10 protein-coding genes and 3 pseudogenes are annotated in these 16,704 nt (G+C 72.9%); 6 read left to right on the forward strand and 7 right to left on the reverse strand.

Going from position 1 to position 16,704, the window contains the following annotated elements; genetic code table 11:
- Window positions 1–149: 149 nt before the first annotated feature.
- Complete coding sequence (locus AC07AL_RS22135; RefSeq protein ID WP_063350717.1) at window positions 150–476, forward strand: hypothetical protein; 327 nt, start codon at window positions 150–152, stop codon at window positions 474–476.
- 187 nt (window positions 477–663) lie between these two features.
- Entirely contained in the window at window positions 664–1,782 is a 1,119-nt protein-coding gene (locus AC07AL_RS22140) for a DUF6745 domain-containing protein (protein WP_363631342.1), read from the forward strand.
- A gap of 85 nt (window positions 1,783–1,867) precedes the next feature.
- On the opposite strand, the gene AC07AL_RS22145 is transcribed toward AC07AL_RS22140, so the two are convergent.
- Both AC07AL_RS22145 and AC07AL_RS22150 read right to left on the reverse strand, forming a co-directional pair.
- A complete protein-coding gene (locus tag AC07AL_RS22145) occupies window positions 1,868–2,320 on the reverse strand; it encodes a hypothetical protein (protein ID WP_363631341.1) in 453 nt (150 codons plus the stop codon).
- 53 nt (window positions 2,321–2,373) lie between these two features.
- Window positions 2,374–3,156: a class I SAM-dependent methyltransferase gene (locus AC07AL_RS22150; protein WP_363631339.1), complete on the reverse strand. Its 783-nt coding sequence runs from the start codon at window positions 3,154–3,156 to the stop codon at window positions 2,374–2,376.
- A 415-nt stretch (window positions 3,157–3,571) separates the two neighbouring features.
- Between AC07AL_RS22150 and AC07AL_RS22155 the strand changes: the two genes are divergently transcribed.
- Window positions 3,572–4,405 (forward strand): methyltransferase domain-containing protein, encoded by an 834-nt coding sequence (locus AC07AL_RS22155; protein ID WP_363631338.1) that lies wholly within the window; start codon window positions 3,572–3,574, stop codon window positions 4,403–4,405.
- Between the two features lie 387 nt (window positions 4,406–4,792).
- Here AC07AL_RS22155 and AC07AL_RS22160 read toward each other — a convergent pair.
- From AC07AL_RS22160 to AC07AL_RS22175, 4 genes and pseudogenes are all read right to left on the reverse strand, one after another.
- Window positions 4,793–5,343, reverse strand: a pseudogene (locus AC07AL_RS22160) (hypothetical protein); the annotation flags it as partial.
- A gap of 599 nt (window positions 5,344–5,942) precedes the next feature.
- Entirely contained in the window at window positions 5,943–6,683 is a 741-nt protein-coding gene (locus tag AC07AL_RS22165) for a hypothetical protein (RefSeq protein WP_478317978.1), read from the reverse strand.
- A 38-nt stretch (window positions 6,684–6,721) separates the two neighbouring features.
- Window positions 6,722–7,207 carry a hypothetical protein gene (locus AC07AL_RS22170; protein WP_478317979.1) on the reverse strand — a complete coding sequence of 162 codons (486 nt, stop codon included), beginning with the start codon at window positions 7,205–7,207 and terminating at the stop codon, window positions 6,722–6,724.
- Between the two features lie 488 nt (window positions 7,208–7,695).
- A complete protein-coding gene (locus AC07AL_RS22175; protein ID WP_363631331.1) occupies window positions 7,696–8,682 on the reverse strand; it encodes a helix-turn-helix transcriptional regulator in 987 nt (328 codons plus the stop codon).
- 284 nt (window positions 8,683–8,966) lie between these two features.
- Here AC07AL_RS22175 and AC07AL_RS22180 point away from each other — a divergent pair, with 284 nt between their 5' ends.
- Both AC07AL_RS22180 and AC07AL_RS22185 read left to right on the forward strand, forming a co-directional pair.
- Window positions 8,967–9,170, forward strand: coding sequence for a hypothetical protein (locus AC07AL_RS22180; RefSeq protein WP_363631329.1), 204 nt, complete (start codon window positions 8,967–8,969; stop codon window positions 9,168–9,170).
- A gap of 497 nt (window positions 9,171–9,667) precedes the next feature.
- Entirely contained in the window at window positions 9,668–15,862 is a 6,195-nt protein-coding gene (locus AC07AL_RS22185) for a DNRLRE domain-containing protein (RefSeq protein ID WP_478317980.1), read from the forward strand.
- A gap of 106 nt (window positions 15,863–15,968) precedes the next feature.
- On the opposite strand, the pseudogene AC07AL_RS22190 reads toward AC07AL_RS22185, so the two are convergent.
- Window positions 15,969–16,211, reverse strand: a pseudogene (locus AC07AL_RS22190) (alpha/beta fold hydrolase); the annotation flags it as partial.
- A gap of 239 nt (window positions 16,212–16,450) precedes the next feature.
- Here AC07AL_RS22190 and AC07AL_RS22195 point away from each other — a divergent pair.
- A pseudogene (locus AC07AL_RS22195) lies at window positions 16,451–16,600 on the forward strand (SAM-dependent methyltransferase); the annotation flags it as partial.
- Window positions 16,601–16,704 lie beyond the last annotated feature (104 nt).

The raw sequence follows: 16,704 nt of genomic DNA on the forward strand, positions 1-16,704 counted from the left end.
CAATCCGGTGGCCGGGTGGCGGGCCGGGCGCGTTGTCAGACCCATGCCCTACGTTCTGGTCGTGGCTCCGGAACGTGACCGCGAACAGCGCGGCGGAGCCCGGGATTCCGGCAGCCGCCGGGGTCCGGCCGTACGGCGAGGGAGGACTGATGTACCGCCAGGGCGATGTGCTGATCGTGCCGGTCGAGGAGGGCGCCGTGCCGCCCCGGGTGGCCGCGCTGGCCGTCCAGCCCCGGGACGGCCGGGGCCGGATGGTGCTGGCCCTCGGGGAGGTCACCGGCCACGCGCACGCCGTGGTCGGTCCCGGGGAACTGCGCCGGGAGGCCGGCCCGTTCGGCGCGGGCTGGCTGCACCTGCCCGAGGGCGGCCGGGTGGTGCACGAGGAGCATGCGGCGATACCGCTGCCGAAGAGCTGGTACCGGGTGGTGCGCCAGCGCGAGTACACCCCGGGCGCAGTGCGGGTGGTCGCGGACTGACGCGGGGCCCGACGAGCGGACCGGTGGCTGATGGGCGGGTGACCGGGCGTCGGGCGACGGCAGGCGGCGCGCAGACGGGTGGGCGGGCGCGGCGTGCAACGCGGAACGTGCAGCGTGGAACGCGCAGTGCCGAACGGAACGGAAGCAGGCGGCCGGGCGGGGAGCCCGGCCGGGAACGGAGCAGACGATGGAGACGACGATTCCCGACCGCCCGGCGGGCGCGGTGACGGCCGGGCCCGCCGAGGTGACGGCCCGCTGGCGGGCCGCTGCGGCGGCCACCGGTCCGGCCGACCGGTCGGCGGCCGAGCACGCGGTCCGGGCCGCCTACCGGGCGGCCGGGCTGCCCGAGCCCACGGCCGTCCGCTGGTTCGGCTCGCCGTTCGCCGCCGCCGAGGCGGCGTTGCAACTGCGGGCCGCCGGCGCGGTGAGCGTGCGCGAGGCCGTGCGCACCGGGCCCTGGGAACAGGCCCGGCGGCGGGCCGTCGAGGAGGTCGGCGCGGCCGGGTGGGCGGCGCACTGGGCACTCACCGGTGGCGAGCTCGGCCCGGTCACCACCCCGTTCGCCGACCGCATCCGCACGGCGGTCCTCGACCGGCTCGCCCCCGAGGTCGACCGTGAGGAGGCCTCGGACGACGTGGCCGCCGCCGCCCGCGCCCGGCGCACCACCGTACGGCTCGCCCTGCTCGACGCCGTGCGCGGCCAGCACGACGCTCCCTGGTTCGCCGCCTTCGAGGCCGCCTCCGACGCGGCCGGGGGCAGCGCCGAGGCCGTCGCGCCGCTCGCCGGGGTGGCCCGCGAGGCCGGCTGGTGGTGGCCGTACCAGGACGTCGCGCTGGTCAGCGAGCGCCCCGTCGCGCTGCACCGCGACGAGGCCGGGCGGCTCGACCGGGCGGACGGCCCCGCCCTGGAGTACGCCGACGGCTTCGCCCTGCACGCCTGGCGCGGCATGCCCGTGCCCGCCGAGTTCCTGGCCGGGCTGGCCGACGTCACCGTCGAGCGGATCCGCACCGAGGCGAACGCCGAACTGCGCCGCGTCCTGCTGGAGCACTACGGCTACGAGCGCTACCTGGCCGACTCCGGGGCCGAGCCCATCCACCGCGACGAGACCGGCGTGCTCTGGCGGATCACCCTGCCCGACGACGAACCGGTGGTCATGGTCGAGGTCGTCAACTCGACCGCCGAGCCCGACGGCACCTTCCGCACCTACTGGCTGCGCGTCCCGCCGAGCACCCGCACCGCCCGCGCCGGGGTCGCCTGGACCTTCGGCATACCCGAGTCCGAGTACCACCCGCAGCGCGAGACCTGACCGGCCCGGCCCCCGGCGCAGGCCGCTGAGCTGCGAATCTCGGCCGGCCGCTCCCGCCGCCGCCCTCGGCGGGCTGCGGGACAGGTCAGGGTGGGGTCGGTCCGACGTTGCGGACCCAGACGGGGAAGGGCGTCATGGCGTTGGGCGCGGTCTGGTCCGACGGGTTGGTCCCGGCTGGCCGTCGGTCGTTCAGGAAGCTCTCGACGACCGGAGCGAGGTCGTCGGAGGTCAGGTAGGTGCCGCCGAACGGCAGTTCATCGACGGCCACCGATCCGGTGGAGCAGCGGAGTTGATCGACCTGTTCGTCGTGCCACACGTAGAAGGTCGCCACCCCGGCGAAGCCCAGCGCATGGATACGGAGCCGGATGGCCTGAGCGGTCCGTTCGAAGGCGGCGACGACCTCGGTCACGGACAAGGATCGCTTGTCCTCGTCCTCCGCGCTCAGGTACCAGGTGTTGGTCCGCCACTCGACCCGCCGGTCGCTCGGCTCCAGTACCAGCGGTTCGTCCGCTATTTCGGCGATCCATGTCAACAGCACCCCGGAATTGTCCCGGCCGGTGCGGATCGCGCAGTCGTCGGGGTCGGCCGGGATCAGGGGGCGCGGGCGATGAGCACGGGTTGGAAGAAGCCCGTTCGGGCGGGTGGTTGCCAGCGGGAGGCGGTGAAGCCGGCCTCGGAGGCGAGGGTGGTGAGCTGGGACTGGGTGAGCGCCCAGTAGGTGGAGCGACGGATGTCGGTCTGCCAGTGGCCGGTGGCATCCGGGGTGAGGCGGAAGAGCTCCAGGTCGTAGCGCTCGCCGTCCTCGTGCCAGTGCCAGAGCTGGAAGATGACGGACCGCAGGCCGTCGCGTTCGCTGGTCTGGGGCGGGGTGGAGGCCGGGCGGGAGCGGCGCAGGTCGTCGTAGGGGCGGGTGGTGAGCAGGAGCAGACCGCAGGGGCGCAGCACGCGGCGCATCTCGGTGAGGGCGGTGCGGACGTCCTCGGGGGTGAGCAGGTGGGGGAGCGCGTTGTCGGCGCAGACGACGACGTCGAACCGGGCGTCGGCGAAGGGGAGCCGGCGCATGTCGGCGGCCGCGGTGGGGAGACGGAGGCCCCGTCGGGCGGCTTCGGCGGCGGCCCGGGCGGCGGACGCCGGGCTGAGGTCGGTGCCGGTGACGCGGTGGCCGAGGGCGGCGAGGCCGAGGGACTGGGTGCCGATGCCGCACGCGCAGTCCAGGACGTCGACCGGGCGATCGCCGAGGCCGGCGCGGATCAGGGCGTCGAGGCTGGCGCCCTGGCGGGCGACGGAGGCGTCCCAGTCGGGGTAGAGGAGGTGGTACCCGGCCGCGAACTCGTCGTAGAAGCGGCCGACGGGGGACTGTGGGGAGGGGGTCATGGCGTCGGAGGCTCCACGGTGGAGAGAGGGGTGAAGAGCGGGCACGACGGGCGTTGACGTGGGCGAGGTGGTAGGCGGGGCCCTCGCCTGCCCGTTCGTCACGCCGTCATCCTCGCCCAGTCGTACCGGGGGCGGACACCGGTTTTCCGAGGGCGGGGAACGATGGGGCGGCACGGTGGAACGAGTGCCGAACGAGTATCCGTCGGGCGGGACGGGATGCGTCGAGCGGCAGTGCGGGGAGGTGCCGGCTGTGCTGGCCGCCTTCGAGGCGGACGGCGGAGGTTCGGAGCCGGTGACCGGGCTGATCGCGGCAGGCGGTCTGCGAGTGGTCCGGGGAACCGCCCTGCGGTACGAGGGGATGACCCGGAGGGTGAAACGGTTCGCCGGGCGGGCGGGCCACGGGGATGATGCCGGTATGCGCACCTTCGAAGAGCTGATCGCCGAGGCCGAGGCGGTGTCCGTGGACGGCTGGGACTTCTCCTGGCTTTCCGGCCGCGCCACCGAGGAACGGCCGTCCTGGGGCTACCAGCGGCTGCTGGCCGAGCAGCTGGGCCGGGCCTCGGCGGCCTTGGACATCCAGACGGGCGGCGGCGAGGTGCTGGCCGGCGCGGCCCGGCTCGCCGCCGCGAAGCCCGTCGCAGGACAGCCCGTCGCAGGAAAGTCCGCCCCCGGCGCGCCCGCCCCCGCGCAGCGCGGAGCGCTTCCGGCCACCATGGCGGCCACCGAGTCCTGGCCGCCGAACGTCGCGCGCGCCACCGGCCTGCTGCACCCGCTGGGCGTGGTGGTAGTCGCGGACCCGGACGAGCCGCCGCTGCCGTTCGGCGACGGGGCCTTCGACCTGGTCACCAGCCGTCATCCGGTGAAGGCCTGGTGGTCGGAGATCGCCCGGGTGCTGCGGCCCGGCGGTACCTACTGCGCCCAGCACGTGGGGCCGGCGTCCGGCTTCGAACTGGTTGAGTACTTCCTCGGCCCGCAGCCCGAGGCACGCCGGGCCCGCCGCCCGGAGGACGAGAGCGCCGCCGCGCGCGACGCCGGGCTGGAGGTGGTGGACCTGCGCTCCGAGCGGCTCCGGATGGAGTTCCTCGACATCGGCGCGGTGGTGTACTTCCTGCGCAAGGTGATCTGGATGGTCCCGGGCTTCACCGTCGACGCCTACCGGGACCGGCTGCGCGAGCTGGACGCCCGGATCCGAGCCGAGGGCCCGTTCGTGGCCCACTCGGCGCGTTTCCTGATGGAGGCGCGCAGGTAGATCGACTGATCCGGTGTCCGCATCGTACAGATATGGAAGAGTCGAGGGAAGTCTGGAAGGTCCGGCTGGCCGCCCCTGCCAGTGTGAGCACCGTTTGTCCGGGAGACAGCTCGAAAAGTGCTCTGAACTGGAGAGATGTCCCGTGCAGTCCCGCGTCGAGAGCGATTCGATAGGTGTTGGGCGGCCTGCTCAGCCAGTGCGATGGGACCCATGGGCCTCCAGCTGGGGGCCTCCGCGGGTAAGGGTGCTGACAGTGGCCGAGTCTCGCGTCCGGGCTTGTTGGGCAGGGTCTGCTCGTACCTATGCTGACCTCTTGCTGACCATATCTGATGAACCATCAGATATGCGCTGTGGCTCACAACAGGCCGGGCAGGCCGGCGGTGGTGGCGCGGCGAGGATGGCGACCTGGCGGCCGTCGAAGATGCGTTGGCCGATGCCGGGGTGTTCCTCGATGTGGTGCAAGGCGTCCGTCCAGCGGCCGGTGGAGGTGAGGGCGCGGGTTCCGTCGGCGATGATGACCCGCCACAGCCACTGGCGGACTTCACTGCGCTGCTCTCCGGTCTCGGTGAGGTGGGCGGGGACGGTGATGCCGTCAAGGGAGGACTTGGTGGCGGTGGTGACGGCGCGGTAGAGGCCGAGGAGGAGTTGGCGGCCGCGGCGGTGGTGGCCGGCGCGGATGTGGAGGCGGGCGAGGTTGACGATCGGCTCCAGGCCGCGGATGGCGCTCGTCGAGGGGAGCGGGCCGCGGGTGAGGTAGAGGGCGGCGTGGCGGTGGCACAGGTCGCGGGCGTAGTCGGGCAGGGCGAGGTCGGAGGCGAGGAGCGCGGCCTGGTTGAAGACGGTGGAGGCGAGGCCCGGATCGTTCTGCCGGGGGCCGTGTCGGCCAGCCCGGTGAGTCGGCCGACACGGGCGTCGAGGGGTTCGAGAGGACACCGCATCGCGCCCGTACCCGAGGCCTGGCGGTGCACGGCTCCGTCACCGAAGTCGAGTGACGCTTCCACAAGCACCACTCACGGATCCTCGCGATGAGCTCTTCATCGGGCCACGCCGCGGATTCGGGTCACAACCGGCACGGTGGAAGCAGCCGGTGACATCGATCCGAGAACGTGGACCCGTCGAGTGCGGGACCGGCGGAAGTCCCGGCGCCGATGGTCTTGGTTGGGCTGCAGGCTGCGCTGGTCACCTGCGTGAGCGCTCCCGGTGGCGGTCCCGGCACGTCGGGCATTTCCTGGAGGGGGCGAGCCGATCGTCAACCATCTCGTCCAGGACAGTTGACCCAGGGAGTATGTGATGCCCGCCGATGCGTCAGGGCCGGATCCGGGGGGGATCGGGGGACGCGCGGCCGCCGGACGGCAAGGGCGAGCGGTCGGCTCACGGCGGGCGGCCCGAGCCGGCCGAGCTCTCGACGGGCGAACGCAGTGAGCTGGACCAGCTGCGGCACCGTCTCAGCGCCCTGGAGGCGTCCGCACAGCCGTCAGGGGACCGGCACCACCGGCTTCGTACGTCGGGCGCGGTCGTCCTGATCGTCATCTCCTCTCTACTGGCGCTGCTCTCGGTCATCGCGGTCTGGACGAACTCGATCGTCGGCGACACCGACCGGTACGTCGCCACGGTCGCGCCGCTGGCCGGCAATCCGGATGTCCAGGCCGCGCTCACCGATCGGGTCACGTCGGAGGTCCTGGCCCAGATCGACGTGAAGGCCGTGGTGAACGAGCTGTCCCAGGCAGCCGTCCAGCAGGGTGCGCCACCCGAGCTCGGCAAGCTGATCGGCGGCCTGAGCGGGCCGATCACCAGCGGCCTCACGCAGTTGGTCAGCACCACCGTGAACAAGGTGGTGACCAGCGATCAGTTCGCGACCCTGTGGGTCGACGCGAACCGGGTGGTGCACTCCTCGCTGGACAAGGCGCTGACGGGCAAGGGCGGGGGAGCGGTCTCGCTGGAGAACAACCAGGTCGCCATCGATATCGGGCCGATCGTCGCCAAGGTCAAGGACCAGTTGGTGAGCTCCGGCTTCGGACCCGCCGCGAAGATTCCGGAGGTGCACACCAGCTTCGTGGTGTTCGCCTCGAAGGACATCGGCAAGGTCAAGAGCTACTTCCGGCTTCTGGAGATCATGGGGTCCTGGCTCCCGGTCATCGCGGTGCTGATCGCCGCGGCCGGCGTGTTCACCGCCGTGAACCGGCGTCGCGGCCTGATCGGTGCCGCCCTCGGGGTGGCCGTCGCCATGCTCCTGCTGGGAGCCGTGCTGACGGTCTTCCGGTCGTTCTACCTCGATCACCTGCCGCCGGGGGCATCCCAGGCCGCCGCCGGCGCGATCTACGACGCACTGATCCGCTTCCTGCGCGCAGGCATCCGGGTCGTCGGCGTGACGGCGCTGGTGGCGGCTGCCGGCGCGTTCCTGAAGCCGCGTCGGTGGGCGCCAGCGCCGAGCCGACGAGCAGGGCGAGCCAGACGGTCCCCACCCCGGGGCAGGGCGAAGGCGGCAAGTGTGCCCAGTCCGATGGACAGCGGCAGCCCGAGGAGCAGCAAACGCAGGCACAGCCCCAGATCCGGGCGTAGCTGGCGCAGCCCGACCCGGGAGGCGTCGGAGAACAGCACCAGCGCCAGAGTCGCCTCGGCCAGGACCTTCACTATTTCCGGGCTGGGGGTGATCCCGAGCGGCGTCAGCGGGCCGTGGGTCAGCAGGACGCCGGCTGAGGTGAACACGATGGGCGCGGTCATGTCCAAGCGTTCCAGTCGTGCCGAGAGCATCCCCCAGACGAAGACCAGCCCGGTGATGATCGCCAGATCCGCGGAGGTCATCGCGTCACCTCGGATCTGCTGCCGCGATGGCCGACCGGACTGGACGCGCGACCGGTGCGGGCCGGTGGGCGGGCGGTGGGCGAACGGCGGCGGGGCCGATCCTGCTCCGTCCCTTCCTCTGTCATGGCTGCAGTGTGGCAGCCGCGCCGCAGGGCAGGTCGCAGGCGTACACCCACCGTGGCGGACGTGTCGGGCCCTCTCGGCGGCTGACCGTTCGGACGTCCGACCCGGGCCTTCCCGATCAGGGCCCGACGTGAGAAGGCGCCGCCCGTGCGCGGACGGACGGTGCTTCGCGGCCGAGCCGGTCCAGCGCCGAGGGCGGTCCGCCTCCGGGCCGCCGCCGAGGCACGGGGTGCGGGCTACCTCGTGGCCGGTGCCTTCGGGGCGGCGTTGTACGGGGTGTGGTGGTCGCCGATGTGCAGCTGCTCCCGGAAGCGGTTCTCGTTTCGGAAGCCTCTCCGTGACCGGCCTCCGCGCCTTCGGCCCGGTCAGAGCCAGCCGCGCCGGGCGGACTTCAGCCCGGCCTCGAAGCGGCTGGCGGCTTCGAGGCGTTCCATCAGGGCCGCCATCTGGCGCCGGACGGTGCGGACCGAGACGCCGAGCCGCTTGGCCACCGCTTCGTCGGTGAGTCCGGTGGAGAGGAGGCGCAGGACCTCGCGCTCGCCGGGGCTGAGGCCCACCGGCTCCCCACCGGCGCGGTCGTCGGCGATCGGGACGGCGGCCTCCCAGGTCCGTTCGAACAGGGCGACCAGTGGGGCGACGATCCCCGGCTCCCTGGTGCACAGGGCGCCGGCCCGGGTGTTCTGCGGGTCGATCGGTACCACCGCGGTGCTCCGGTCGAAGACCAGCATCCGCGGCGGCAGGACGGGAGCGGTCCGCACCTCGCCGCCGAGGCCGACCAGCCAGCGGGCGTAGCCGAGGGTCGCCGGATCGTCGTGGACGCTGTCCTGGTAGATGGTGCGCAGGCCGACCCCGCGCAGCAGGGCCTCCTCGTCCAGGGGGCGGGAGGCGGCCAGGCTGGCCGCGGACTGGGCGCCGCCGGGCATCACCGCCAGGGCCTCGGTGGTCAGCCGGGCGCTCAGCATCTCCAGCTTCTCCTGGATGGCGTCCAGCCCGACGAGCCGTTCGCGGACGCCGACCGGGGTGTCGGTGCGCAGCGTCGCGTACGCCGCCAGGGCGCGTGCGACGGCCGCCTTGGAGGCGGCAAACTCCTGCTGACGGCAGGCGAGTTCCTCTTCCTGTCGGCGCAGCAGGAGGTCGAGCCCGCGTTCCGGGCTGACCGGTCGCAGCGCGCCGGGCCGATCGCGGGAGGCCCGGAGCAGGGTGAGGTCCGCGAGCCGGTCGAGGGCGGTGTGCACGGCGGCCTCGGGAAGCGCGAGCCGGTCGCAGATTTCGGCGATCCCTCCGTCGGGGTCGGTGAGCATTTCCCGGTAGACCGCTTCCGCGGTGGTGTCCAACCCCAGCAGTTCCAGCATTCCGCGCCCCCGATCCCCGTGGTCGATTCGGTATTCCCGATCGGCCCGTTGTCGATCTTTCCGCCGGGTGGACACCCTTGCAAGGCATGATCCGGTCAACGCCCCCGCCCAGGTCGTCCGGGCCTCTTTGCAGCAAGCTGCCTGGCCTGATCCTGCCTGCCGGATCCGCTTCCCGTGACGGTTCGTGGAGGGGAGGATTCGCCGTGCGCGCTCTCTCGCCAAAGCCCGGACACCCAGAATTCCGGCGCCCTCGCCCTGGTTCCCGCACAGAACAGGACTCCGTCGTGTCCGTCCGCCCGCTCGCCACCGTCCTCGTGTCCCTCGCCCTCGCCGCCCCGGTCGTCCCCGCTCTCGCCACCCTCGCCGCCTCCGCCGCCTTGGCCCTCGCCGCCGGGGGTGCGGGCGGCGGGATCGGCTGGGACGGCCCCTCCGCCAGGTCGATCGGTTGGGACGCCCCGCCTGCCGCCGAGGCCTCCGGGCGGTCCTGACCTCGGTGTTACCGGTCCACCTGGCCCTGTCGGCCGGTTCCGCCTGGCCGTCGGGCGATGCGGTCGCCGCGAAGGTCCAGGCCGCCCTGTGGTCGTGTGCCGGTCCCGGCGGCGGCCTGGAGCACGCGCGCCTGCGCCGTCGTCGTCGGCGCAGGCCTGGTGCTCCACGTCCGCGCTCTTGACGGGACGGCGGCCCGTTCGAGGGCGTGGGCGCTGGTGGCCCGGGCACGGGCCGCCAGGGGTCGGCATCCGTTCGATCCGCGGTAGCCGGGCTCGAATGGTTTCCAATCTTCCGGACGGTTTTCGATCGATTTCGACCGCCTGGCAATTTGGCTGATTCATTGCGATTGCTTTGCTTCGCCATGACTCTCATGGGCTCGTCATGTCGATCCTTCCTCTCTCCTCCAACGACCGGCCCTCCCGAACCGCCGGCCCTCACCCGACGAACCGTCGACACCACAAAGAACCGTCACCCACACAGACCATCGAGGAGTTCCATGCCACGCCCCACGGGCGAACCGCCACGGCACCGGGCCGCAACCGGCGCGCCGTCCCCCTTGCCGACCCGCCGCCGTACCGCGCTGCGCAACACCGCCGTCGCCCTGGCCGTGGTGCTCGCCGCCGAGTCGGCCGTCGTCATCATGACGACCGGTCAGGCCGTCGCCGTCACCACGGAGCAGGCCCCGCGGCCCACCCGGTCCCTGGGCCCGGCCGAGGCCAAGGACCTCGCCACCGCCCACCTCAAGGCCCGGCTGGAGGACCGTCGGATCGAGGTGGTCGACGAGCGTACCGAGTCCACCACCACCTGGATCAACCCGGACGGCACCACCACCCTGGACGTCGCCTCCGGGCCGGTCCGCTACCAGGACGCGGCCGGTCGCCTGCAGCCGATCGACGTCGACCTCGCCCGCCAGCCTGACGGCAGCGTCAAGGCCAAGGGCCACCCGCTCAACCTCGCCCTGGCCGGCGCCACCCCGCCCGCCGCCGTGTCGGCGTTCAAGGCCGCCGGTGCCCAGGCCGGGGACCAGAAGGCCCCGAGCACCCCGCTGGTGTCGCTGGACAACGGCAACGGCACCGCCATGTCGCTGTCCTGGCGCGGCGCCCTGCCCGCCCCCACGCTGGACGGCGCCCGCGCCCGGTACGCGGACGCGCTCACCGCCACCGACCTCGTCATCGAGTCCACCCGCACCGGCTTCGAGCAGTTCCTGGAGCTCAAGGACCGCTCGGCGGTGGCCGCCAACGGCAGCGTCACGCTCACCCTCGACGCGGACGGCCTCCGGGCCCGGCAGAACCCGGACGGCTCGGTGTCGTTCCTCGACCCGAAGACCGGCCAGGAGGCCGGCCAGCTCCCGGCGCCGGTGATGTGGGACGCGCAGGTCGACGAGCGCAGCGGCGAGCACACCCGCACCGCGCCGGTCGGGCTGAAGGTCACCCAGGACGGCGACGCGATCGATCTGACGCTCACCCCGGACGCCGCCTTCCTGACCGACCCGAGGACCGTCTACCCGGTGACCGTCGACCCCGCGGTCAACATCGGCGTCGGCTTCGACACCTTCGTGCAGCAGGGTTACGGCACCGACGTCTCCGCGCAGACCGAGCTGAAGCTGGGCAACAACGGCTCCGGCCAGGTGGCCCGCTCCTTCCTGCAGTTCCCGATGGCGAAGATCAGCGGGAAGCAGATCACCGGCGGCAAGCTCAACCTGTGGAACTTCCACAGCTGGTCCTGCACGGCGAAGAGCTGGGAGGTCTGGGACACCGGCAGCGCCACCACCGCCACCCGCTGGACGGCGCAGCCCAACTGGAACCGCAAGTGGGCCACCTCCACCGCGACCAAGGGCTACTCAAGCTCCTGCAACGACGGCTGGGTGAACCAGGACATCACCGCCCTGGTCAAGGCCTGGGCCGGGAACGGCAACGCCAACAACACCCTGGGCATCCGGGCCACCGACGAGGCCGACCCGTACGGCTGGAAGAAGTTCAACTCCGGCAACGCGTCGTCCAACACCCCGTACCTGTCGGTGACGTACAACACCCCGCCGGCGGTCTCCACCCTGGTCTCCCCGGCGAACGCCGCGCTGACCAACGAGGCCAGGCCGACGCTGTCCGCCAAGGCGACCGACCCGGACGGCGGGAACATCGCCCTGGACTTCGAGGTCTGGACGTCCACCGGCACCGCGGCGCTCCAGTCCGGCCGGACCGGCCTCGCCGCCTCCGGCTCGACCTTCACCTGGACGCCGGGCACCGCGCTGGTGCCGGGCGCCTACAAGTGGCGCTCGCGGTCCTGGGACGGCACCGCCAACAGCGCGTGGTCGGGCTTCCGCACCTTCACCGTGGACACCACGGCGCCGGGCGCCACCACCGTCTCCTCCACGGACTTCCCGGCCGGCCAGTGGGCGGGCTCCCCGGACGCGAACGGCGACTACAGCGGCACCTTCACCTTCACCCCGCCGACCAGCGACGTGAAGGACGTCCAGTACCGGCTGGACGGCGGCGCCTGGGCGACGGTGGCGACCACCGGCGCGCCGGTCTCGGCCAAGCTCACCTTCAAGGCCGGGGCGCACAAGGTCACCGCGCACACCCGCGACGCGGCGGGCAACGTCTCCGCCGACAAGACCCACGCCTTCTACGCGGGCAAGGGCTCCGCCCTGGTGGCCCCGGGCCCCGGCGAGCGCCCGGCCCGCCGCACCTCGCTCCAGGCGGAGGGCAACAGCACCTACACCGGCGTGCGCTACCAGTACCGCCGCGGTGAGACCGACGCCTGGAAGGACGTGCCGGTCGCCAACGTAGCCACCACCGACGGCAAGCCGGTGGCCGCCTGGCCGTTCGCCGCCTCCGCCGGCAAGCCGGCCGCGCTGACCTGGAACATCACCGACACCCTGGCCGAGAACGGCCCGGTGGACGTGCGCGCAGTGTTCACCGACGGCACCGCCACCGACGCCACCGAGCCGACCACCGTCACGGTCGACCGGCACGCCGGCGACGCCCCCGAGACCCCGGTCGGCCCCGGCCAGGTCAACACCCTCACCGGTGACCTCACGCTCTCGGCCACCGACGCCCAGGGCTTCGGCCTGAGCGCCGAGCGCTCGTTCTCCTCCCGCCGGCCGCTCAACGGCTCGGCCCAGGAGGGCCAGGCGGCGATCTTCGGCCCGCAGTGGAGCTCCGGCACCACCGCCGAACTCACCGAGACCGCCTACTCCTACGTCCGCCAGACCTCTCCGACCTCGGTGTCGGTGGTCTCCTCGGCCGGCGGTGAGATCGGCTTCACCGCGACCGGCGCGGGCGGCTGGAAGCCGGAGCCGGGCGCGGCGGACCTCACCCTGAGCGGTGCGTTCACCGGCGCCTTCACGCTGAAGGACACCGCCGGTACCACCGTCACCTTCGGCAAGGTCGACCCGGCGGCCACCACCTGGCAGGCCACCGGCTCCTCGCTGCCCAGCGCCGACTCCACCACCTCCGTGGTCTCGGAGAAGGTCGTGGCCGGCGGCCGGACGCTGGCCCGCCCCAAGTACGTCATCGCGCCGACCGCCGGGACCGCCTCCGCCGACTGCGCCGCCGCGCCCGCCACCGCTGGCTGCCGCGTCCTGGAGTACGTCTACGCCACCGCCACCACCGCCACCCCGGCCGCCCTGGGCGACGTGGCCGGCCAAGTGAAGCAGATCCGGCTGTGGTCCACCGAGCCCGCCGCGAGCAGCGCCACCCCCGTGGCCGTCTCCCAGTACGCCTACGACGAGCAGGGCCTCCTGCGCGAGGTCTGGGACCCGCTGATCAGTCCCGCGCTGAAGACCGTCTACACCTACGACGCCGCCGGCCGGGTCGCCACCGAGGCCCAGCCCGGAGAGTTGCCCTGGACGCTGGAGTACGGCAAGGCCGGCAACGCCGCCACCGCAGGCGAGGGCATGCTGCTGGCCGCCTCCCGGGCGACCCTCAAGCAGGGCAGCAAGGACGTCACCGACGGCACCGCGACCACCTCGATGGTGTACGACGTGCCGCTGTCGGGCGCCAACGCCCCGTACCCGCTGGGCCCCTCCGACGTCGCCGCCTGGGGCCAGAGCGACGCCCCGACCGACGCCACCGCCGTACTGCCGCCCGACGCCGTACCGGCGGGCCACGACGGCAAGGCCCTCGGCACCGCCGCCTACGCCCGCGCCTCGGTGACCTACACCAACGCCTCCGGGCGCGAGGTCAACATCGCTACCCCCGGCGGCGGAATCGTCACCACCGAGTACAACGCCCACGGCAGCCCGGTGCGAACCCTCTCGGCCGAGAACCGCATCCTGGCCCTGGCCGCCACCGGTGAGGGCCTGGGCAAACTGCGCGCCCTCGGCATCGCCGGCCGCTCCACCGCCGACCGCGCCCAGATGCTGTCCGCCCTGTCGGTGTACTCGGCGGACGGCAAGCGACTGGTCGAGCAGTACGACCCGCTGCAGCTCGTCACCCTGGAGCACGACCTGGCGGCCTCCGGCACCAGCCCCGCCCTGGTTGCGGGCGACGAGGTCCCGGCCCGCGCCCACACCGTCACCACCCACGACGAGAACCGCCCGGCGAACGCCGCGGTCAGTGACCGGGAGACCTCGGTCGCGGTCGGCGCCAGGATCGAGGGCTACGCCGCCGACGCGGACGTGCGCACCACCGCCACCGGCTACGACTGGGCCCAGGGCCTGCCCACCCGGTCCGTCCAGGACCCGATGGGTCTGAAGATCACCACCGCCACCGGCTACGACGCGAGCGGCCGCGTGGTCTCGCAGTCCCGCCCGAACTCCGACGGCTCGGACGCGGGCACCACCGTCACCACCTACTACGGCACCGGCGCCACCGGCTCGTGCGCGGGTCGCCCGGAATGGGCCGGGCTGGTCTGCTCCACCGCCCCGGCCGCGGCGGTCACCGGAGGCAGCGCCCCCGCGCAGCTGCCGACCAAGACGTACCAGTACGACCGCTGGGGCAACGTCACCGTCCTCACCGAGTCCGCCAACGGCGTCACCCGCACCACCACCCGGACCTACGACGGCGCCGGTCGCCCGACCAAGGTCTCCGTGACGGGCGGCACCGGCACCGCCGTGCCCGACACCGTGTACGGCTACGACCAGGCCACCGGCCAGCCGTCGACCACCGGCAACGGGACGGCGACCGTCACCCAGGGCTACGACCGGCTCGGCCGCCCCGTCTCCTACGACGACGGCGCCGGGAGCGTCACCACCACCGAGTACGACCGGCTCGACCGGGTGGTGAAGAAGTCCGACTCGGTGCCCTCCACCGTCACCTACGGCTACGACACCGCCAAGGACCCGCGCGGCCTGCCCACCAGCATGACCGATTCGGTCGCGGGCACCTTCACCGCCGGCTACGACGTCGAGGGCCGCCTGGTCTCCCAGACGCTGCCCGGCGGCAACACCCTCACCAGCTCCTACGACAGCCGGGGCATCCAGACCGGCAAGACCTACGCCACCCAGGCCGGGACCGTCCTGCTCGCCGACACCGCCGGCTTCACCGTCCACGGGCAGCAGGCCGGACGCACCCAGACCGACGGCAACAGCACCAGCGAGGACTACACCTACGACGCCGCCGGCCGCCTGTTGAAGGCCGTCTCCGGCAACGGCCTGGACTGCGCCACCCGCAGCTACGCATTCGACCGGAGCAGCAACCGCACCAAGCGCACCACGGTCGGCGACGACTGCGACCCGGCCACCGCCGACGCCGTCACCACCGCCGAGAACCACGGCTACGACGCCGCGGACCGGATCACCGACCCCGGTTACGCGTACGACGCCTTCGGCCGCACCACCACGCTGCCCCGGGGCACCCAGCTGAGCTACCACGCCACCGACCTGATCCGCAGCGAGACGCTCGGCGGAACCCGCAAGACCTGGGACCTGGACGCCGCGGGCCGCCTCGCGACGGCCACCACGGAGACCAGGGGCGAGGACGGCACCTGGACCGTCACGGCCCGGGCCACCCACCACTACGACGGCACCGACGACAAGCCGACCTGGACCAGCGAGGTCAACGGCAAGCTCACCCGCAACGTCACGGACCTCGGCGGTCAGCTCGTGGCCGCCACAGGTACCGACGGCGGCGCGGTCCTGGTCCTCACCAACCTGCACGGCGACGCCTCGGTCCAGATGTCGCCCGACGGCACCCAGGACCTCGCCGTCTACCACTACGACGAGTACGGCAACGTCGCCGACGCCACCGGCACCACCGAGTACGGCTGGCACGGCGGGGAACTGCGGGCCAGCGACTCGCTCAGCGGCCTGATCCTCATGGGGGTCCGGGTCTACGACCCGGCCACCGGCCGCTTCCTCCAGACCGACCCGGTCCTGGAGGGCTCGCCGAACGCCTACGGCTACCCGGTCGACCCGATCACCATGGCCGACCTCGACGGTCTGCGCTGGCTGAAGAGTTGGAGCGCCACCATGAGCAAGGCGGGCGCCGCCCGCGTCGCCAAGCTGCTGAAGAACACCGGCTCGATCAGCAGCATCATCGGCCTGATCGTCGGACTCTTCCCGCACTTCGTGGCGAAGATCATCGGCGGCATCCTCAAGGCACTCGGCTTCCTGGTCAAGAGCATGGGCAAGGGGATCGCGGAGGCCAACAACCGCCGGGGCAGCAAGGGGGTGATCCTCACCCTCGGCATCTGGCAGAAGCACTACTGGACGCTGCCGTACCCTCGGAGCGAGATCAAGACCAGGTACTGAGCCCGCGTCCGGACCCGACCCGACCCGACCCGACCGGGCCGGGTCCGGACGCACCGCACCACGACGCTCCGCACCAGCAGGCCGGCCGGCCCGGGGATGCCCCCGGGCCGGCCGCCTCGACGTACTCGGCGGACGGCAGTGCCCGGCGGAAGGGCCGTCCGGTGTTGTCGACGGGCAGGATGCGGTCGCCGGTGCCGTGCAGGATCGGGACCGGTACGTCGATGCGTGCGATGTCGGCGCGGAAGTCTGTGTACCAGGTGGAAGGTGCGGCGGAGACGACGTAGGAGCCCCCGGCGGCCGCGGTGTTCCAGCTGTTGCGGACGGCCTCCTCGCTTGGCCTTGTCCTGAGTGGCGAAGCCGGATTCCTCCGTCTGGCGTCCTGCCGCGTTGCGGTACCTGATCTTGTACTCGTGCGGGTACTTGCTCCAGCGGGACTCGGGGTGCTCGCACTCCTTGCAGAAGCTGCCCATGCCGCGGGTGAGGCCTGTGGTCGCGATGGTGGTTGGAACCTCCGGGAGTCTTGCTGACCTTTTGCTGACTCCGGATGGTCGATCATGCCCCTGAGCTGGGCGGAAACGTCAGTCCCGCCATATCCTGCGGAAGGTGATCTGGATGGTTCCGGGCTTCACCGTGGCGGCCTACCGGGACCGGCTGCGCGAACTGGACGCCCTGATCCGGGCGGAGGGGCCGTTCGTCGCCCACTCCGCGCGCTTCCTGATCGAGGCGCGCAGGCCGTAGGGCGGTTCAGGCCCGGGGGGGGGGGGGGGGGGGGGGGGGGGGGGGGGGGGGGGGGGGGGGGGGGGGGGGGGGGGGGGGGGGGGGGGGGGGGGGGGGGGGGGGGG

The organism is Kitasatospora sp. NPDC043949 (assembly GCF_056435365.1).